Source organism: Synechococcus sp. YX-04-1 (assembly GCF_030546365.1).
Lineage (GTDB): Bacteria > Cyanobacteriota > Cyanobacteriia > PCC-6307 > Cyanobiaceae > Parasynechococcus.
Window position 1 is genome coordinate 245,187 of sequence record NZ_JAUONZ010000002.1, and the last position, 19,187, is coordinate 264,373.

Annotated in this window: 22 protein-coding genes; 17 read left to right on the forward strand and 5 right to left on the reverse strand. The window is 60.8% G+C overall.

The genetic code is table 11. The features are described from left to right. From Q3Y53_RS04610 to Q3Y53_RS04660, 11 genes are all read left to right on the forward strand, one after another. Complete coding sequence (locus Q3Y53_RS04610) at positions 1-888, forward strand: inositol monophosphatase family protein (RefSeq protein WP_303534027.1); 888 nt, start codon at positions 1-3, stop codon at positions 886-888. Positions 889-910: 22 nt separating this feature from the next. After that, entirely contained in the window at positions 911-2,089 is a 1,179-nt protein-coding gene (locus tag Q3Y53_RS04615) for an ATP phosphoribosyltransferase regulatory subunit (protein ID WP_226423847.1), read from the forward strand. A 25-nt stretch (positions 2,090-2,114) separates the two neighbouring features. Beyond that, positions 2,115-2,339, forward strand: a complete 225-nt coding sequence (locus tag Q3Y53_RS04620; protein WP_226423846.1) for a ferredoxin family protein — start codon at positions 2,115-2,117, stop codon at positions 2,337-2,339. A gap of 88 nt (positions 2,340-2,427) precedes the next feature. Continuing rightward, positions 2,428-4,332, forward strand: a complete 1,905-nt coding sequence (gene htpG, locus Q3Y53_RS04625; protein ID WP_303533417.1) for a molecular chaperone HtpG — start codon at positions 2,428-2,430, stop codon at positions 4,330-4,332. Positions 4,333-4,411: 79 nt separating this feature from the next. After that, on the forward strand, positions 4,412-4,648 hold the full coding sequence (rpmB, locus tag Q3Y53_RS04630; RefSeq protein ID WP_226423844.1) for a 50S ribosomal protein L28: 237 nt from the start codon (positions 4,412-4,414) through the stop codon (positions 4,646-4,648). Positions 4,649-4,660: 12 nt separating this feature from the next. Continuing rightward, entirely contained in the window at positions 4,661-5,221 is a 561-nt protein-coding gene (locus Q3Y53_RS04635; protein WP_303533421.1) for a peroxiredoxin, read from the forward strand. 52 nt (positions 5,222-5,273) lie between these two features. Further along, positions 5,274-6,764: a glucosylglycerol-phosphate synthase gene (gene ggpS, locus Q3Y53_RS04640; RefSeq protein WP_226423842.1), complete on the forward strand. Its 1,491-nt coding sequence runs from the start codon at positions 5,274-5,276 to the stop codon at positions 6,762-6,764. Further along, on the forward strand, positions 6,761-8,026 hold the full coding sequence (locus tag Q3Y53_RS04645; RefSeq protein ID WP_303533427.1) for an ABC transporter substrate-binding protein: 1,266 nt from the start codon (positions 6,761-6,763) through the stop codon (positions 8,024-8,026). The genes ggpS and Q3Y53_RS04645 overlap by 4 nt, the downstream gene beginning before the upstream one ends. Next, positions 8,023-8,889 (forward strand): carbohydrate ABC transporter permease, encoded by an 867-nt coding sequence (locus Q3Y53_RS04650; protein ID WP_303533429.1) that lies wholly within the window; start codon positions 8,023-8,025, stop codon positions 8,887-8,889. Before Q3Y53_RS04645 ends, Q3Y53_RS04650 begins: the two co-directional genes overlap by 4 nt. A gap of 26 nt (positions 8,890-8,915) precedes the next feature. Continuing rightward, positions 8,916-9,731, forward strand: a complete 816-nt coding sequence (locus tag Q3Y53_RS04655) for a carbohydrate ABC transporter permease (protein ID WP_303533430.1) — start codon at positions 8,916-8,918, stop codon at positions 9,729-9,731. Beyond that, on the forward strand, positions 9,728-10,705 hold the full coding sequence (locus Q3Y53_RS04660; RefSeq protein WP_303533431.1) for an ABC transporter ATP-binding protein: 978 nt from the start codon (positions 9,728-9,730) through the stop codon (positions 10,703-10,705). The genes Q3Y53_RS04655 and Q3Y53_RS04660 overlap by 4 nt, the downstream gene beginning before the upstream one ends. Here Q3Y53_RS04660 and csaB read toward each other — a convergent pair. Next, positions 10,677-11,744, reverse strand: a complete 1,068-nt coding sequence (csaB, locus tag Q3Y53_RS04665; RefSeq protein ID WP_303533433.1) for a polysaccharide pyruvyl transferase CsaB — start codon at positions 11,742-11,744, stop codon at positions 10,677-10,679. The two genes, Q3Y53_RS04660 and csaB, sit on opposite strands and share 29 nt — an antisense overlap. A 54-nt stretch (positions 11,745-11,798) precedes the next feature. Between csaB and Q3Y53_RS04670 the strand changes: the two genes are divergently transcribed. From Q3Y53_RS04670 to psaK, 3 genes are all read left to right on the forward strand, one after another. Then, complete coding sequence (locus tag Q3Y53_RS04670; protein ID WP_303533436.1) at positions 11,799-12,092, forward strand: DUF2499 domain-containing protein; 294 nt, start codon at positions 11,799-11,801, stop codon at positions 12,090-12,092. Then, entirely contained in the window at positions 12,089-12,376 is a 288-nt protein-coding gene (locus Q3Y53_RS04675) for a DUF3593 domain-containing protein (protein WP_226423836.1), read from the forward strand. The genes Q3Y53_RS04670 and Q3Y53_RS04675 overlap by 4 nt, the downstream gene beginning before the upstream one ends. Positions 12,377-12,444: 68 nt before the next feature. Next, positions 12,445-12,702 (forward strand): photosystem I reaction center subunit PsaK, encoded by a 258-nt coding sequence (gene psaK, locus Q3Y53_RS04680; RefSeq protein ID WP_226411830.1) that lies wholly within the window; start codon positions 12,445-12,447, stop codon positions 12,700-12,702. A gap of 51 nt (positions 12,703-12,753) precedes the next feature. On the opposite strand, the gene Q3Y53_RS04685 is transcribed toward psaK, so the two are convergent. Together Q3Y53_RS04685 and dxs are read right to left on the reverse strand one after the other, a co-directional pair. Further along, the gene (locus tag Q3Y53_RS04685) at positions 12,754-13,941 is read right to left on the reverse strand and encodes an NAD(P)/FAD-dependent oxidoreductase (protein ID WP_303533444.1); all 1,188 of its coding nucleotides are present in this window, start codon (positions 13,939-13,941) and stop codon (positions 12,754-12,756) included. Positions 13,942-13,954: 13 nt separating this feature from the next. Continuing rightward, entirely contained in the window at positions 13,955-15,886 is a 1,932-nt protein-coding gene (gene dxs / locus Q3Y53_RS04690) for a 1-deoxy-D-xylulose-5-phosphate synthase (protein WP_226423834.1), read from the reverse strand. An 80-nt stretch (positions 15,887-15,966) separates the two neighbouring features. Here dxs and ilvA point away from each other — a divergent pair, with 80 nt between their 5' ends. From ilvA to Q3Y53_RS04705, 3 genes are read left to right on the forward strand one after another with little or no spacing between them, the layout of a single operon-like run. Beyond that, positions 15,967-17,496, forward strand: coding sequence for a threonine ammonia-lyase, biosynthetic (gene ilvA / locus Q3Y53_RS04695; RefSeq protein WP_303533447.1), 1,530 nt, complete (start codon positions 15,967-15,969; stop codon positions 17,494-17,496). Between the two features lie 39 nt (positions 17,497-17,535). After that, on the forward strand, positions 17,536-18,033 hold the full coding sequence (gene scpB, locus Q3Y53_RS04700; RefSeq protein WP_226423832.1) for an SMC-Scp complex subunit ScpB: 498 nt from the start codon (positions 17,536-17,538) through the stop codon (positions 18,031-18,033). A gap of 24 nt (positions 18,034-18,057) precedes the next feature. After that, on the forward strand, positions 18,058-18,354 hold the full coding sequence (locus tag Q3Y53_RS04705) for a YggT family protein (RefSeq protein ID WP_115022017.1): 297 nt from the start codon (positions 18,058-18,060) through the stop codon (positions 18,352-18,354). Here the strand turns inward: Q3Y53_RS04705 and Q3Y53_RS04710 are convergent, their stop codons facing one another. Both Q3Y53_RS04710 and Q3Y53_RS04715 read right to left on the reverse strand, forming a co-directional pair. Beyond that, positions 18,355-18,828: a hypothetical protein gene (locus tag Q3Y53_RS04710; protein ID WP_226423831.1), complete on the reverse strand. Its 474-nt coding sequence runs from the start codon at positions 18,826-18,828 to the stop codon at positions 18,355-18,357. Between the two features lie 7 nt (positions 18,829-18,835). Next, positions 18,836-19,165, reverse strand: a complete 330-nt coding sequence (locus tag Q3Y53_RS04715) for a nucleoside triphosphate pyrophosphohydrolase family protein (protein ID WP_226423830.1) — start codon at positions 19,163-19,165, stop codon at positions 18,836-18,838. Between the last annotated feature and the right edge of the window lie 22 nt (positions 19,166-19,187).

Genomic DNA, 19,187 nt, shown 5'->3' on the forward strand with positions numbered 1-19,187 from the left:
ATGCAGGAATCGATCTGCAGCCAGGCCGCCCGCGATGGCGGTCTCACCCCAGGCGAACTAGAGCGACTTGTCGCCGTGGCCCGCTCAGCGGCCGATGCCGGCGGCCAAGAACTGATGCGCCATTACGGACGCCTGTCGTCCATCGAAAGCAAAGGCCGCATCGGCGACCTGGTCACCAATGCCGACGTTGCGGCCGAGGGCATCGTCTTGAAGCTGCTGGCGGAGCAGACCCCTGAGATTGCTGTGCTGGCAGAGGAAAGCGGGGCAGCCGGACAGCAGGACGGCCTGAGGTGGTGTGTTGACCCCCTCGATGGGACAACGAACTTCGCCCACGGCTATCCCTTCTTTGCCACCTCGATCGGGCTCACCCTGGGCCAGAGACCGATTCTCGGGGCCATCGCTGTGCCCTTTCTCAAAGAGTTGTACTGGGGGGCACCGGGGATCGGAGCGTTCTGCAACGACAGCCGCCTACAGGTGAGCAGCTGCGCTCGGCTCGAGGACTCCCTGCTCGTGACCGGTTTCGCTTACGACCGGCACACCCGACTCGATAACAACTACGCCGAGTTCTGCTGGTTCACCCATCGCACCCACGGCGTGCGCCGTGGCGGGGCTGCAGCGGTGGATCTGGCCTTTGTGGCTGCTGGCCGCCAGGACGGCTACTGGGAACGGGGCCTATCGCCCTGGGATCTGGCAGCTGGAGTGGCGTTGGTGGATCTGGCCGGTGGAACCGTCACCGGATATGGCCATCGACCCTTCGACCTCTCCAGTGGTCGGGTCGTTGCCGCTGGCGCCAGCCTGCATGCGGCGATCATCGATGGTTTGTCTCAAGTGAAACCACTGCCTGGAGCCGCTTTCGGTGCGCCCGAGGTCACGGCCATGGGATCCTGAGGCGTGGCCGTGAGGATGTGAGATGGCGCTGCAACCTGCAGCTGGCGCAAAGGATCTGAATCCACGTCAGGTGGAGACCAACCGACAGCTGACGGAACGTCTGGCGTCGGTTTACCGCCTCTGGGGCTACAACGAGGTTTCGCCACCCCGGGTGGAACGCCTGGCCACCCTGATGGCCGGCGGTGCCATCGACAGTTCAGACATTGTTCGTCTGGTGGCGGATGACCCCCTCGGGCTGCGACCTGAGATGACTGCATCCATCGCCAGAGCCGCCTGCACCCGATTTGCAGATCGCCAGAGACCGCTGCGGCTCTGGGCCTCCGGGACGGTGTTTCGCACCCGTTCCGCCGATGAGGGGGGACAGTGCATCGAAGAAAACCTGCAGAGCGGCGTTGAACTGTTCGGCGTCAGTGGCAGTGAAGCGGAGATGGAACTGCTCAGCCTGTTGATGGCCTCCGTTCAGACCTTGGGGCTGCAGGCCAGTCAGAAGCCGAGGCTGCTGCTGGGCCACACCGCCCTGATGGATCTGGTGCTCCGTCCGTTCAGCGGCGCGCTGCGCGATCAGATCCGCACGGCACTGATCGATTTCGACCGATTGGCCATCGAGAGCTTCGATCTCGCCGACGCTGAGAAGAGCAGGCTGCTCTCCCTGATGGAATGCCGCGGCACCCCCGACCAGGTGCTGGCGCAGCTCACCAGTATCTGCGGGGAACAACCGGTTTTCGACGAGTTGCGTCGCCTCTGTGTCCATCTCGCCTCGGCTGCTCAAGCGCAGGCCGTGACCATCCAGCTCGACCCAACCTTCCAACCCCATTTCGAGCTGTACACCGGCCTGGTGTTCCAACTGGTCTGTGATGGCCGCAGTTCACCAGTGGTGATTGCCCGCGGCGGCCGCTACGACGATCTGGTGCGCCGTTGCGGCGCAACGGGTGACCGGGCCTTTGGCGCTGGATTCAGTCTGGCGATCGATCCGATCCGCGAACTGATTTCGGACTTGGATGCTGCCGAACAACAGCAGTCCGATGTTCTCGTTGCTTTTTCAACGGCCTCGAATCTGGAATCCGCCATGGAGCGCCAGCGCAGCTGGCATGAGCAGGGACGACCAGCAGTGATGGCCCTTGAAGCATTGGCGTCCAAGCAGGAGGCTGAACAGCAGGCGAAGGCCCAGGGTGATCTGGAGCTGGATTGGCTCGATCCTTAGGATCCCGTTGTTCAGCAGGACCTCCATGGCTCATTCCATCGTCACTGACGTTTGCGAGGGCATCGCTGACTGCGTTGATGCCTGCCCAGTGGCCTGTATTGACCAAGGCAAAGGAAAGAACAAAAAGGGAACCGACTTCTACTGGATCAATTTCGACACCTGCATCGATTGCGGCATTTGCCTGCAGGTGTGTCCCGTTGAAGGTGCCATCGTTGCCGAAGAGCGTCCTGACCTCCAGAAGTCGCCCTGAGCCAGAACAAGGTACGGAGACCCCTCTGAAACAGCCGTTGAGCCAGGGTGAAGCCTGTCTCTAGTGTCTGGTTTTTCGCAGCAAAGGAATGACGGTCCTGGAGGAACAGGGTCAGATTCAGATCCACACCGAAAATATTTTCCCGATCATCAAGAAGGCCGTCTACTCCGGCCATGAGGTGTTTCTGCGGGAACTGGTCAGCAATGGCGTGGACGCCATCAGCAAGCGGCGGATGGCCGCCATGGCTGGCGATTGCAACGAAGGGGACGACGGCGCCATCCGGATCACGGTGGATCGGGAAGCCAAGACCATCACCATCAGCGACAACGGCATCGGCATGACCGCCGATGAGGTGAAGCGCTACATCAATCAGGTGGCCTTCTCCAGTGCCGAGGATTTCCTGGAGAAGTACAAGCAGGAAAACGACGCCATCATTGGCCACTTCGGCCTGGGCTTCTATTCCAGCTTCATGGTGGCCGAGCGGGTGGAGCTGCTGACCCGTTCAGCCCGGCCCGACTCTGAAGCCGTGCGCTGGAGCTGTGATGGTTCCCCGAACTTCAGCCTCACTGCCGCCAAGAAAGAGCAGCCCGGCACAGACGTGATCCTTCATCTGATGGAGGACGAGCTCGAATATCTCGAACCGGCTCGGATCCGCACCCTGATCAACACCTACTGCGACTTCATGGCAGTACCGGTGCAGCTGGAAGGGGAAACCATCAACAAGATGGATGCCCCCTGGCGCAAAAGCGCCAGATATCTGAGTGATCAGGACTACATCGATCTGTACCACTACCTGTATCCCTTCCAGGGCGACCCCCTGCTTTGGGTTCACCTCAACACCGACTATCCCTACAACCTTCAGGGCATTCTTTTCTTCCCCAAGCAAACCGGTCGTGCCGACTGGGAGAAGGGGGAAATCAAGCTGTACTGCAACCAGGTGTTCGTCAGCGATTCGATCAAGGAAGTCGTTCCCCGCTACCTGTTGCCCCTGAGGGGGGTGATCGATTCACCCGACATCCCCTTGAACGTGAGCCGCAGTGCTCTCCAGACCGACCGTCGCGTTCGCTCCATTGGCAACTTCGTCGCCAAGAAAGTTTCCGACCGGCTGCGGAACCTGAAAAAGGAGGATCCCAAGGGCTACGCCGAGGCTTGGGATGCCCTTGCACCCTTCGTGAAGATCGGCGCCATGGAAGACGAGAAGTTCGCCGAGCAAGTGTCGGAATTGATCCTGTTCGCCACCACCGCTGCTGCAGGGGAAGGGAACGACGCTGACCCGATCGCCTGCGATGGCCGTGCCTTCACCACCCTGGAGGGATACCGCAGCCGACTGGCCGCTGATCAGAACAAGCGCGTGCTCTACAGCACCGATGACGTTGCCCAGGCTGGAGCACTCAACCTCTGGACCTCCCAAGGCGCGGAGGTGCTGAAGCTGGAGACGGTGATCGACACCCAATTCATCCCGTGGCTGGAGCATCGCCATGAGGAACTCACCTTCCAACGTGTCGATTCTGAACTGGACGAGAGCCTGAAGGACAACGACGCCGAACTCGCCGATCAAGACGGCACCACGGAGTCCGACCGACTGCGAGACCTGATCAAGGCAGCTCTGGCCAACGACAAGGTGACCGTTCAGGTGCAGGCACTGAAAGCCGAAGGGGCACCGCCGGCGATGATCCTTTTGCCGGAACAAATGCGCCGGCTGAACGACATGGGCGCCTTGATGGACCAACGCCTGCCAGGTCTTCCGGAGCATCACGTTCTGCTGGTGAACCGTCGTCACCCCCTTGTGGAGGGGATGCTCAAGTTGCGTGCCGGGGGCGTGCTGGTGGGAGCGGCGGAAACGTCTCCAACCGCAAGCCTGGCCGAGGATGTGGCGTGCCATCTCTATGACATGGCACGGCTGGGCGTGGGGGGGCTGGAGCCCAATGAGCTGGCCGGATTCCAGACCCGCAGCGCTGAATTGATGGGTGCCCTGATGCAGAGAGGACTTTGAGCTGAAGACCTTTTGCTAAGTTGATTGTTTGGAACTGGTTTCCCAGCTCCAAACAACCTCTCAGTAGAAGGACATCGTCATGTCACGGGTGTGTCAGCTCACCGGTACTCGCGCCAACAACGGCATGGCCGTGAGCCATTCCCACATCCGCACCAAGAAGCTGCAGCAGGCCAACCTGCAGCAGCGTCGGCTCTGGTGGGCAGAAGGCAATCGCTGGGTGAAGCTGCGTGTCACCACGCGCGCTCTGAAAACCATCCAGAAGAAAGGCCTGGGCCCCTACGCCAAGTCTCTGGGCATTAACCTGGCCAAGATCTGAGATCTTGAGCGGGTGAATCGGCGGGAATTACTAGTCAAGTCCGGCCTTTTCCTTACAGCTCTGACCCTTTCACCCTCGCGGGCTTCGGCCCTCGGGGGTGTTGTTTTGGAAACGGGAACGACCGTTCCCGATTTTGATCTGCCCGGATCCAGCCAGTCCGAACCCGATCGGAAGCAATGGAGCAGCCGTGATCTCCGCGGCCGTTGGCTGGCGGTTTATTTCTATCCAAGGGATTTCACAGGGGGATGCACAATCGAAGCCAGGGGCTTCGAAAGCCTCCACGCCGACTTCCTTCAGGCCGGGGGCGAGGTCATCGGCATCAGCGCTGACAGCGTTGACGACCATGAATCCTTCTGTGAAAGCGAGGGGTTGAGCTTCCCCCTGCTGTCCGATCCCGACGGAACCGTGAGCAAGGCCTACGGGTCCTGGATGGCGCCGTACTCGCTACGCCACACCTTCCTGATCGATCCCGAAGGGGTCTTGCGTGAGCGGTGGGTGGCGGTTCGTCCCAACGGTCACGCCCGGGAGGTGCTGGATTCGTTGACGTCTTTTCAGAACAAAGCCACCGTTTGACAAAAAAGGCCTTTTGCTGAATGGTGGAACGAACGAAGTGTTGTTCAAATAAATGGTTGTGGGTCAGAGTTCGTTTGTAATCCTCTACCACCGCACGCCGTTCGACGAATCAAAAGACAAGAACGGGAAAAGAATATGGGTCGATCAGAAAAGCCCTAACGGAATTATTCCGACACTCCGCAATCTTTTTCGCAGCTGCGAAAAAGGAACCTGGATTGCCTGGAGACGCGTCGACGATCAGTCGAATGAGGGCACAGAACGGTTTGAGATGGACAACCCTTCGCCGTTTACTCTGTGCAGAATCCCCCTGGAAGATGAACAGATTTCCAGTTTTTATCACATCACATCTAAGGAATGCTTCTGGCCGATTCTTCATACATTCCCAACTTACTTCAATGTCAACAATGCTAACTGGAAAATCTTTGAAGAAGTCAACAAGTGCTTTGCCATGGCGGCTTGTGCGGAAGCCGCTGAAGGCGCAACAGTTTGGGTGCATGACTACAACCTTTGGTTGGCTCCGGGATACATCCGAGCAGAACGTCCCGACCTAAAAATTGCCTTTTTCCATCACACTCCGTTTCCAGGAAATGATGTTTTCGCCATCCTTCCCTGGCGAGAACAGATTCTGGAAAGCCTGCTCTGTTGTGATGTCGTCGGCTTCCACATTCCCCGCTACACAGAAAATTTTGCCCGTGCCGCCATCACCCTGGTTGGCGCCAAACGTGGGCCCAAAGTCCCGGTGGATAAGAAATTCATTGAGGTCGGCACCGCCCTTTCGGAAGGCACGGTGACCAGTCACCTTGAGCACAACGGTCGCACCGTTCAGCTACTCAGCTCTCCGGTGGGCACCTCACCAGATCTGATCCAGGAGTTGTGCTGGAGCCCGTCTGTAGAAAGCCATGGTGAATTGATCGTTCAAGACACCAAAAAAGGCCGAAAGCTGATCCTCTCCGCCAGTCGGGTGGATTACACCAAGGGGAACGAAGAGTTGCTGCTTGCCTTTGAACGTCTCTTGGAACGACGCAAGGATCTGCATGGGCAGGTGGTGCTGATGCTGGCCTGTGTGGCCGCTGCCAGCGGGATGAAGATCTACGAAGACACCCAACGCTCGATCGAAGAAATGGCCGGCCGAATCAATGGCCGGTTCAGCCAGATTGATTGGGTCCCCATCCGCTTTTCCACCCGCCGGATCCCCTACGACGAAATGATCGCCTGGTTCTGCCATGCCGATGTCTGCTGGATCACACCGCTGCGGGATGGCCTGAATCTTGTAGCCAAGGAATATGCCGCTGCTCGACGCAACCGTGGCGGCGTTCTTGTCCTCTCGGAATTCACCGGAGCCTCGGTTGTGCTCGATGGCGCTGTGCTCACCAACCCGTATTCGAATCGCCGCATGGATGAGGCCATCGAATCGGCACTGGAAATGGATGAAGACGAACAACGCGACCGAATGAGCCGCATGACCGATGCCGTGGAGAGCTACACGGTTCGCGACTGGGCGGATGAACAGATCTCTGGTCTGTCCTCCTCGACCCCGCAATGAACATGCGCCGCTGGCTCGCAGGCGGCGCCTTGGCTCTGGTGATGGCCCTGGGAGCTCTGGTTGGATCAGCCTCTTTGCGAGCGGAGGAGGTGAGCATCCTCATGCCCTCGTCCTTCACAGACGCCAGTGCTGATCTCGTGAAGGCCTTCAACCGCGAGCATCGCGGCCGGATTCATCTCAAATTGATTCGAGGTCCGTTGAACACGGAATCGATTTCAGATCTTGCAATCAGCAGTCTTCTTCTTGGAGATGCGCCGTTCGACGCGCTGCTGATGGATGTCACCTGGCTGCCGAAATATGCCGCCGCCGGTTGGCTGGAACCGCTGGATCCCTGGTTTGATCCGGGCGATCAAGAACAGCTTGTGCAAGGGGCACGGCTCGGCAATGACTACGACGGACATCTCTACCGCTGGCCCCTGGTGGCCGATGTGGGGCTGCTCTACTGGCGCACGGATCTGATGGATCAGCCACCGACAACGCCCGACGCGCTGGTGGACATTGCTGGACAGCTGGTGCAGAGCCAAGCCGTTGCCAACGGTTTTGTCTGGCAGGGGCGTCAGTACGAAGGTCTGAGCTGCGACTTTCTTGAAGTGCTGCAGGGCTTCGGCGGTGACTGGATGGACACCACCAACAACACCATGGAGCTCGATACGCCTGCGGCGACGGCCGCGGCGGCATGGTTGAACGATCTGATTCGCAAAGGCGTCAGCCCTTACGCCGTGACCAATTACGCCGAAGCAGAGTCGCTTCAGGCCTTCAAAGCCGGGGATGCCGCTCTGATGCGCAACTGGCCTTACGCCTGGGCTGAACTGCAGAAGGACGACAGCAAGGTGAAAGGCAACGTCGGCATCAGCCTGATGGTGGCCCAACCGGGTGAACGTCCCGGAGCCACCCTTGGCAGCTGGGGGCTGAGCCTGATGCGGCAATCGCAGCACCAGGAGGCAGCGGTGGAAGCGATTCGCTATCTCACCAGCGAAGCCGCCCAGCGGGCGCGCTTTCTCAACAACGGCTACACCCCCATCCAGGCGGATCTGTTCAACGACTCGGAGATGCTGAAGGCCTCCCCCGTGCTGCCGGATCTGCTGATGGCCTTGAACCATGCGGTGGTTCGTCCGCCAACCCCGCTTTACGCCCAGCTGAGTGATGTGGTGCAGCGGGAACTCAATGGCTTATTCACCGATGCCGGGTCCGCCGATGAGGCCATGACCACCAGTCAGCAACGGAGTCAGACCCTGCTGCGTGCTGCGGGAGCAACGCCATGACCATACTCCTGGCTGCTCCGGCGCTGCTGTTGATTGCGGTGGTCTTCGGCTGGCCGATGCTTCGCTACGCCTGGCTGAGCTTCCACGCTGATTCCGTTCTCACGGGCCTTGAACCGGTGGCCAATGGCGGGGCCAACTGGTTGCGACTGGCGGCTGATCAGCGCTTCTGGCTGGATGCCGGACAGACCGCGCGATTCGCCCTGATCTCCGTGGGTTTGGAGTTGCTGTTGGCCCTGGCCATTGCGCTGCTGCTCCATCAGCGCTGGCGTGGCAGAGGCGCCGTTCGTGCCCTGACCCTGCTGCCCTGGGCACTGCCCACAACGATGATGGCCCTGGGCTGGCGCTGGATCTTCAACACCCCCTATGGCCCGATCGAGGTGCTGGCACGAAGCTTTGGCCTCAACTCCCTGGATCTGTTGTCCACCCCATCGATCACCTGGCTGGTGACCGTGTTTGCGGATGTCTGGAAAACAACGCCCTTCATCACGCTGATTCTTCTGGCGGGGCTCCAGAGCATTCCCGAGGACCTCTACAGCGCCTTTCGTCTGGAAGGGGGAACGCCCCTTCAGGCCCTTCGCCGGGTCACCTTGCCGCTGTTGCTCCCCTACATCCTGCTGAGCCTTCTGTTCCGCTTGGCCCAGGCCTTCGGGGTGTTCGATCTGGTGCAGGTGCTTACCGGTGGTGGTCCCGCAGGCAGCACCGAAAGCATCGCCCTTTATGCCTACCTCAACGGCATGCGCTTCCTTGATTTCGGCTACAGCGCGACGGTGATGCTCGCAGGATTTCTGCTGCTCACCGCGCTGATCCTGGCTGGCACATTGCTGCTGAGGAGCTCCGGTCTGCTGAGGCCCCTGGACCGATGACGGATGAATCGATGACACGTGGATCAATGACACGACGCTCCCTCTGGATTGCACTGCTGCTGGTTTGGTCCCTGGGTCCGATGCTGTGGCAGCTGGTGAGTTCCTTCACCACAGCAGATGCCCTGGTCAATGACCAACTGAGCTTCTGGAGCCGTTGGACGCTCAACAACTACCGGGATCTGCTCAGCACCGATCCACCGTTCTGGCGTTACCTGTTCAACAGCAGCTTTGTGGCCTCCCTCACCACACTGCTCACCTTGATGCTCGCCATCCCAGCCGCCTACGGCATGGCCAAACTCCCGGATCGGTGGAAGGGAAGCCTCCGGGCCGCCGTGGTGGCAGCCGCGCTTTTTCCATATGTACTTCTGTTCCTAGCGCTGCTCGAACTGGCCCGCACCTTTGCGCTGGGCAACAACCTGATCGCCATCGCCATTCCCTACAGCGCTCTGTCGATGCCCCTGGCCCTGCTGCTGCTCACGGCAGCGTTTGAAGCCCTGCCCAACGATCTCGAAGACGCAGCAAAACTGGAGGGTCTGTCGTTGTGGCAACGGCTGCGTTGGGTGCTTCTCCCTTTGATTGCACCGGCCTCCGCCAGCACGGCAATCCTGGTTTTCCTGTTTGCCTGGAACGAATATCCCGTGGCCCTCACCTGGCTGAGCCGCAGCGATCTGCTCACATTGCCGGTGGCGATGGCACGAATTGCGGGATCATCGACCTATTCGGTCCCCTACGGCACCTACGCGGCAGCCACCGTGCTTGGTGCCATTCCTCTTTTGGTCCTGGTGTTGGTGTTCCAGCGCCAGATCGTCAGTGGACTCACCAACGGAGCCATCAAGGGATGACACTGCAACTTCGGGCCATCAACAAGCGTTTCGGCGAGCGTCAGGTTCTCAACGAGCTTTGTCTCGATGTGGCGAATGGCGAATGCGTCGCTCTGCTTGGGGCCAGCGGCTGTGGGAAAAGCACGGCCTTACGTCTGATTGCCGGACTCGATCACCCCGATCAAGGGTCGATTCGCATCAATGGTGCGGAGATGGTTGACGTGCCCGCTGAACGTCGCCGGGTGGGGATGGTGTTTCAAAGCTATGCCCTGTTCCCGCATCTGAATGTGTGGGAGAACCTCGAACTTGGGCTGCGAATGCGGGGCGGCACCGCCGGTGCCCGCGATGAACGGATCCGCAGCGTCCTGGAGGTGTTGCAGCTCAGCGGGCAGGCCCAGCAACGGCCCTCACAACTATCGGGCGGACAGCGCCAGCGCGTCGCCCTGGCCCGCGCCCTGTTGCGAGATCCCCTCGTTTACCTGCTCGATGAGCCGATGAGCAATCTGGATGCCCAGTTGCGCGAGGACCTACGACCTCAATTGCGCCGTCTGATGATTGGCGGTGAACAGCCGGTGGTCTATGTCACCCATGACCAACAGGAGGCGATGGCGCTGGCAGATCGCATCGCTGTGATGCGCGAGGGATGCATCGAACAGATCGGAACGCCCCGTGAGCTGTACCTGCAACCGGCCAGCACCTTTGTCGCCCAGTTCATCGGCCGCCCGCAGATGAACCTGCTGCCAGCCAAGGACGGGGTGATCACGGGCATCCGACCGGACGACCTGCGGCTCGATCCCGATGGCTCGCCCTGCACGATCCTCAGCCGTGAATGGTTTGGAGCCAACCAGATGTTGCTGGTGCGCTGCGATCGCGGCGACCTGCGGCTGGTCTGCCCCGGAGAAACAGAAATTGAGGCTGAACCACGCGTCAGTTGGCCCAGCGCTTGCGAGCACCACTTTGATGCCGTCAGCGGCCTTCGGCTGCCATCCGATTGAGAAGCTCGCTGTGCGCAGACGCCTGGCGACGCAAGATTTCGGTCTGATCAGGATCCGCTGGACGATCCACTTCTGCCCGCCAAAGGCTCAGCAGATCATCGACAGAGGGAAGGGACCGCAATGGCGTGCAAGGCACGTTGGCCATAGCCGCTGCTGCCTCCACCTTTGGGTCGTAGCTGAGGGCAGCCATGGGGCTGTTGGCCAGTCGGGCCAGGATCAGGGCATGCAAGCGCATCGGCAGCACAAGGCGCGCCCGCTGCACCAAGTCGGACACAGCCTCCAAGGACTGGGGCACCAGGGTTGAGCTGCGCGCTTTCAATCGCGCCGGCAGCAGACCTTGATCACTCAGGTGCTGAAGCAGCGGTGCGTCCTGGGTGTGATGGAACGCCAGCCAGATCACCGGCGCCGCCAAGTCGGCACTAAGCAGATCCAGAGCTTCCGTCAAGCGACGCCAGCCCAAGTGATCCAGCAAAGGTGTTGGACGCCAGCTGATCACGATGGCGTCTCCACCGAGCCAAGGGCGCGCCGGCATCTGCCAGACCGGATCGGCGGCCAGGACCATCGGCAGCTTTGGGGCCCAGCACTGGGCCCAATCAAAGGAGCGCTGATCCCTCCAACTCGCTGCTTTGCAGAAGGGCAAAACCATGCGAACCAACAGCCGACTGATCCGACGTTGCAAGGGTCCAAGGCCCTGCCCCCAAAGAACCACCTCAGCGCCACCGAGGCGGGCAACCACCATCAGCAGGAAGTAATAAACAAGGCTGCTGAAGCTGGTGCTGTCCTGCAGCAGGCTCCCGCCACCAAGTACGAGCACATCCGCCCTCAGGGCCGCACGAAGACAAAGCAGCAAGGAACGACGATTCACCGTCTGCGCCGACGGAGCCAAAGCCAGAACGGGTGCCGGATCGCGGGCGGTAATCAGCAGCTGCTGCGGCTGGGGAAGTGACGACACCAGCACCTGAAGCAGTGCGTCGTCGCCAAGGTTGTGCTCTCCGTAGTAGCCGCAAAGCAGCAATACAGGCGCAGTGGGGCGGACCACGGACAGCAGCCTGTTCACTCCGGGCATTATCAACCGATTCCTAGGATTCAGGGCATGCACGCGTTGTCACTCGGAACCTGGTGGATCCACGTCGCCTCCGTGGTCGAGTGGTGCGTCGCGATCGTCTTGATTCATCGGCGCGGGCTGCCGGGCATGGCCTGGGCCATGCTTCCGGCCCTCGTCAGTGCAATGGCCGCCTGCACCTGGCATCTGTTTGACAACAGCGAAGCGTTGAGGGGCCTGGTCACCCTTCAGGCCCTGTTCACCGTGATCGGCAACTGCACCCTGGCCTTTGCGGCTTGGCAGCTCCAACGACGCCGAGTGGTGGACGGAGTCAGCGCTCCATGAACTTCGATCCCGCACCGCTGTTCGCGGCCTCGCTGATCCCCTATCTGCTGTTTCTGTACTGGCTCCGGAAAAGTGAGGCGCTTCCGCTGATGGCGGAACGGGGCTTCCAGCTCACCCTGCTGTTTGTGGCCGTCACGATTGGTGCCGCCATTGCCGCCCTGCGCTGCTGCTCCGCCGAACTGGTGGAGATCGACTGGTTGCATGGTGGGGCAGAAGCCTTTCTCACCCTCAGCAATACGGTTTTGGTGATCGGACTGTTGTTACCAACCACCAAAAAAGGGTGAACAACTCTTAAGAGAGTCAGGCAAGGCGTCTCCATCACCGGAAGATGAGGTGTCGCTCATTGGCTCGAATGCTGACCCACCTTTTCGCGATCGCTCCCGCCACCGTGTCCTGGTCTCCCAAGGTCGCCTTGGTGATGATCCTCTGCAATGTGGTTGCCATCATGGTCGGCAAGGCCACGATCAAGCACCCCAACGTTGGTGCTGGACTCCCCAACGCTTCCTTCTTCGGCGGAATGGGCCACGCAGCCCTGCTCGGCACCACCAGCCTGGGCCACATCATCGGCATCGGCGCCATCCAGGGTCTGGCCGCCCGCGGCGTGCTCTGAAGCACATGACTTGAGGGAGGAGCCAGTCTCCTCCCTGAAACAACTCTTGGCTCAGAGCAGATACGGCAGCAGACGAAGGCCGTAACGCTCGAAGTTGTAGTCGAACAACAACTCAGACAGAGCTGGGGCTTCTGTTGAAACAGAAAGCCCATGGATCAGACGTTGAAGACGCCGATCCGCCCTTGGATTGTCGAGTCCCCACCAGGTGCGCCGCGCCAGCCGGCCCGACACCAACCAGCGCCAACTCCGCTGGTCCTTGAGCTGCTGTTGGTAGCGACGGGCCATCGTCGTGGAATCTCCCCGAATCCCTTCAGCGATCAACAGATCGGCCAATTGATCAGCGCTGTCCATGGCATGGCGGATCCCTTCTCCCCCAAGCAGGTTGGCGGAACTGGCCGCATCCCCCACCGCCAGCAGCGCCCCGGCCGCTAACGGTTCGGTGCGGGAGATGCTGCTGGACACGGAGCCGCCATGGCGATCCAGCACCGGGCAGGCGCTCAAGCCACAGCGTTGAATCAAGCGCTGAAGGGGGCTAGCCAGGCTGCCGGGAGTCGATCGATCCGCCGGTGGAAGGTGACAGACGCCCACCTTCAGCCGTTGCCCTTGCATCGGGAAGATCCAGCCGTATCCGTGGGGGATCCAGGCGGTGCCCAGGAAGAAACTGATCCGATCCCGCCAGGCAGCGGACTGACGGTCGTCGGCTTGGAGCAACCACTCAACGCCGATGCCCTGCAGCAATGGATCCTCCGGATTGGGGCTGAGGCCGGCCTGCTGCAGAAGATCTCGGCGTGCACCCGTGGCATCAATCAGCCAACGAGCTGAGCGTAATGACGTCCATCCATCGCGGGTCTGCAACCGGACACTGGCCCCTTCGGCCGAAAGCGAGCTCAGCGCAGCCCGGCAGTCCTGAATCAACTCCACCCCATGGCGACGCGCCTGCTCCCAGAGCCAGGACCGAAGCCGACCAAAGTCGAGCACCACCCCCAGATCGCCGGCAGACCACCACTGATGAACGAGACCCGAGGGATCGTGCAGCTGCCAGCCCTGCCAGGTGGCGGCAATGGCTTCATCCGGCAGACCAAGCCGACGAACAGCGTCCAATGGCAAAGCACCACTGGAATAGGCATGGCGATGGGGATCGGCCAAGCGATCCACCAAGGTGACCTCAACACCCGCCCGCGCCAGTTGAATCGCCAAACGGGCACCGGACGGCCCCGCGCCAACGATCAGAACCGACACCGATTCCTCAGCCTTAGGCCTGGAGGGCCTTGATCGAAGCGGTGGATGGCAGATCACCAGAGGTGTTGCTGAAGCGCTCAAGGATGCGTTCCGCCATCTGCGCAGGAGTGAGGCCGAGGGCCTCCTTGCTCTGCTGCGGCGTGGCGTGATCGACCAGCTGATCGGGGATACCGATGCGCAGCATCGACACGTTGATGTCCTGATCAATCAACGACTCAAGAACCGCTGCGCCAAAGCCACCGGGGAGCGCCCCCTCTTCCATGGTGACCACGCGGGGGATGCGTCGCGCCAGGGGATGAATCAGCGCCTGATCCAGGGGCCGCAGGAAGCGAGCATTGATCACAGTGGTGGAGAGCCCCGCTTCTTCCAAGAGCGTTGCTGTGGCTAGGGCAGGAGCCACCATCGAGCCGTAGGCCACGATCATCAGATCGTTGCCTTCCCGCAGCAGTTCACCGCGGCCGATCGGCAGCGATTCCCAACCTTCTTCCATCAACGGAACGCCTTCACCGGAGCCCCGGGGAATCCGCAGCGCCGTGGGCCCGTCGTGATGCAGGCAGGTCACCAACATCTGCTGCAGCTCAGCCTCATCCTTCGGCGCCATCACCGTGAAGTTGGGAATGGCCCGCATGTAGCTGATGTCGTATTGACCCTGGTGAGTCGGGCCGTCAGCACCGACGATGCCGGCACGATCCAGCACGAAGGTGACGGGCAGCTTCTGAATGCCAACGTCGTGGATCAACTGGTCGTAGGCGCGCTGCAAAAAGGTGCTGTAGATGGCGACGACAGGGCGCAAACCCTCGCAGGCCATGCCAGCCGCCAAGGTGACGGCATGTTGCTCAGCAATACCAACGTCCACGTACTGGTCCGGAACAGCCTTCTGAAGCAGATCAAGACCGGTACCGGTGGCCATGGCCGCGGTGATGCCGATCACCCGACTGTTCTGCTCACAGAGCTTGACCAGGGTCTGGCCAAACACCTTGCTGTAGCTGGGGGGCTTGGGTTTCGAGGACGGAATCGCCTTGCCGGTGCCGAGATCAAACGCCGATTGGGCGTGATAGCCAACCTGATCGGCCTCGGCGTAGGGGTAGCCCTTGCCCTTTTTGGTGACCACATGCACCAACACAGGGCCGCCCTCACGGTGGGCCGCCTGGAAGGTGCGCACCATTTCACCGATGTCATGGCCGTCGATCGGCCCCATGTAGGTGAAACCCAGTTCCTCGAAGACAGCACCCACCTTCGGAACCGCGAGGCGACGCATGCTCCCCTTGAGGCGGTTGAGTTCCGCAGGGATCTCACCACCCATGAAGGGCAGGTGCCGAACGCTTTCTTCGACACTCCCTGAGAGGAACTGCATCGGTGGGCTGAGCCGCGCACGGTTCAACACATTCGACAGCGCACCCACCGGCGGGGAAATCGACATGTCGTTGTCGTTCAGCACCACCAGAAACGGCGTGTTGGGAAGGTGTCCGGCGTGGTTGATCGCCTCCAGAGCCATGCCGCCTGTCAGGGCTCCATCACCGATAACGGCAACGCATTTGAACGACTCACCCCGGTTGTCCCGCGCCATGGCCATGCCCAGCGCCGCGGAGATGGACGTGCTGGCGTGGCCAGCTCCGAAGTGATCGAAGTCGCTCTCCGAGCGCTTGAGATAACCCGCGACCCCGTGCTGCTGGCGCAGGGAATCGAATTCGTTGAACCGGCCGGTGATCAATTTGTGGGGGTAGGCCTGATGGCCGACATCCCAGATCACACGGTCATGGTCGAGGTCGAGCGTCTGGTATAGCGCCAGGGTCAGCTCCACAACTCCCAAACCAGGACCCAGATGACCACCACTGGTGGACACCACCTGCAGATGCCGCTCACGAATCTGCCGAGCCACATCCTCGAGCTGAGCCGGGCTGAGTCCGTGCAGTTCATTCGGATGCTTCAGATCTCCGAGATGCATGCACCGACAACTCCAATACGTGCAATCTACGGGAACCGACCCGGCCCCTGTCTGGATCGAACCCTTGGAAGAATGGTGGGATGACCGATTACCTGCAGCGGATCCTGCGCGCCCGCGTCTACGACGTGGCGAGGGAAACCCCCTTGGATCACGCCCCCAATCTGAGCCGCCGGCTGAACAACGCGGTCTGGCTGAAGCGTGAGGATCTCCAGCCGGTGTTCTCGTTCAAGCTGCGCGGCGCTTACAACCGCATGGCCCAGCTCAGTGCCGACGAGCTGAAGCGCGGTGTGATTGCCTCCAGCGCCGGCAACCATGCCCAGGGCGTCGCCTTAAGTGCCAAGCGGCTCGGCTGTCGGGCCGTGATCGTGATGCCGAGCACCACCCCAGAGGTGAAAGTTCGCGCCGTGCGGGCCCTTGGCGGTGACGTGGTCCTCCATGGCGAGACCTACGACGAGTGCTCCGCGGAAGCGCAGCGACGCTGCAAGGCCGAGGGGCTCACCTTCATCCACCCCTTTGACGATCCGGAGGTGATCGCAGGTCAGGGGACCATCGGAATGGAGATCATGCGCCAGGCCGAGCAGCCACCCAACGCCATCTATGTAGCTGTGGGCGGTGGTGGCCTGATCGCAGGAATCGCCGCCTACGTCAAACGGCTCTGGCCGGAAACGGAGGTGATCGGCGTTGAGCCTGTCGATGCCGATGCCCTGAGCCGCTCCCTCGAGCAAGGCAAGCGGGTGGAACTGGAACAGGTCGGTCTTTTTGCCGATGGCGTCGCGGTCAGGAAGGTGGGCCAACACACCTTTGAGCTGGCTCAGCAGTTCGTCGATCGGATGGTTCGGGTCGACACCGATGCCATCTGTGCCGCGATCAAGGACGTCTTTGAAGACACCCGTTCAATCCTTGAGCCGGCCGGTGCTCTGGCGGTTGCCGGGCTCAAGCAGGACGTGGCCGATCGGCACCTAGCGGGGAGCAATCTTGTGGCGGTGGCCTGCGGGGCCAACATGAATTTCGACCGACTGCGCTTCATCGCCGAACGGGCTGAGCTCGGTGAAGAGCGAGAAGCAATGTTGGCCGTGGAAATTCCCGAATCACCCGGCAGCCTGAGGCGGCTTTGCGAACTGCTACGGGAGCGCAGCCTTACGGAATTCAGCTACCGCATGACCGATGGCGCCACGGCGCAGATCTTCATCGGTGTGCAGGTGAAAGATGAAAGCGACCGTGCCTCACTGCTGAACCAACTGGAACGTGGGGGTTTCCCCTGCCTCGATCTGAGTGAGAACGAATTTGCCAAGGTCCACCTGCGCCACATGGTGGGGGGCCGTCTGCCGTCCTCAGCGCGCACGGCCTGTGCCGGGGAATGCAAGGAGCTGCTGTATCGCTTCGAATTCCCCGAACGCCCGGGTGCCTTGATGAGCTTCGTGGATGCTCTGCACCCCGGCTGGAGCATCAGCATCTTCCACTACAGAAACCACGGCGCCGACGTAGGGCGCATTGTTGTGGGGGTGCTGGTGCCGGAACAGGAGAACGAGGGCTGGACCGACTTCCTCGATGCCCTGGGATATCGCCACTGGGATGAAACGAACAACCCGGCCTATGGCCTGTTCCTCTGAGTTTTCAGGCGGTAACTTGAGTGCTCTCGAGGGCTTGTGATGACGTCTGCATCCCTGCCCACCAGACTCGAGGCGATTCTTTATCTCAAGGGCCGGCCCGTCAGCGTCGGCGAACTGACCGAGCTTGCCGATTCAGACCGCCGGTCCGTGGAAGAAGCCCTCGTGGCCCTGACGGCCTCTTACGCCCAGAGGGACAGTGCCCTTGAGATCGTTGAACAGAGCGGTCGCTACGGGCTGCAGCTCAGGCCGGGCATGGGCGATCTGGTCAAAGACCTGCTGCCGGTGAATCTCTCCACGGCAACCTTGCGAACCCTTGCCACCATTGCCCTGAAGAAGCGAATTCTTCAATCGGATCTTGTGGATCTGCGGGGCTCGGGGGCCTACGACCACATCAAGGAACTGCTGGCGCAGGAATTCATCGAACGGCGTCGACAGAGCGAGGGGCGGTCCTACTGGCTCACTCTCACCGAAAAATTCCATCGCACCTTCTCCGTGCTTCCTGATCTCGGGGCAACCGATCTGACGGAAGCTGCATAAAGTCGAAGCAGATCAGCCCCCGTCATGGAATCTCTACCCGTCACCCTGCTGCAGGTGCTGTCCCAGACCCTGCAGATCTACTCATTGGTGCTGATCGTTCGAGTTCTGCTGAGCTGGTTCCCGAACCTGGACTGGGGCAATCCGGTGCTGAGCAGCGTGAGTGCGATCACCGACCCCTACCTCAACGCATTCAGGGGTTTGATCCCACCACTTGGGGGCATTGACCTCTCCGCCATCCTGGCCTTCCTGGCCCTGAATCTGTTGCAGAGCCTGGTGGGGCAGTCGATCAGCGCCTTCTACATGTCGGGCTCCACCTGGTGATCACTGCTGATTGATGCCGCGTTCCAACGGCAGCAAATCATCCTCATCAGCATCAACGCGGGTTCGTACAGGGGCATTGAACCCACGGGCACGGGGATTTTTGATCACAAACGGTCCAGGTGTTCCCGCAGGCACTGAGATTCGCAGAGCGAATGGGGAGTGACCGGGGTTCACATCCCCGATCGATCCCACCCGGGTTCTGTTTGGAAGAACGGGTTCACCACTGGCATCAAGAATTCGTGCGTACACATCGGTATCGATGACGCTGTTTTTGCCGCGGTTCTCAACGTCTCCCGTCAGCACATAACAGCTGGCACCCATCGGCCGGCTCAGTTCGGGTTGATTACCAGCGTCCAGCTCTCCGCAGGGATCCAGGCGAACCTCAGTGAGTTGAAGTTCAGCGGCATCGCAAGGGAGTGCCAGTCCAAGCAGCAGAGGCAGGCTGCACAACAAGGCAAGGAGTCGTCGGAGCATCAGGAGATCAACGTTGGTCACCACTGCCGCCGATGCGCCCACGGGCAGCCCGGCTCGACAGTTTCTGCAGGTTGGCTTCAGCCACCTCATCCAGGTCATAACCCAGTTCGCTGGCCAGCTGAGCCACGTACCAGAGCACATCTCCCAGCTCCAACTTGATTGCTTCGCGGGTGTCGGCATCAAAAACACCCTCACGATCCCGAATCACCTTTTTCACCTTGTCAGCCACCTCGCCGGCTTCACCGGTCAAACCAAGGGTCGGATAGATGGGATTACGGCCCACATCCGGGTAGGCAGCCGTCTTTCGGGCGGCGTCCTGATAGGAATTCATCTCCATGGGACCGGTAGGGAAACGCCCG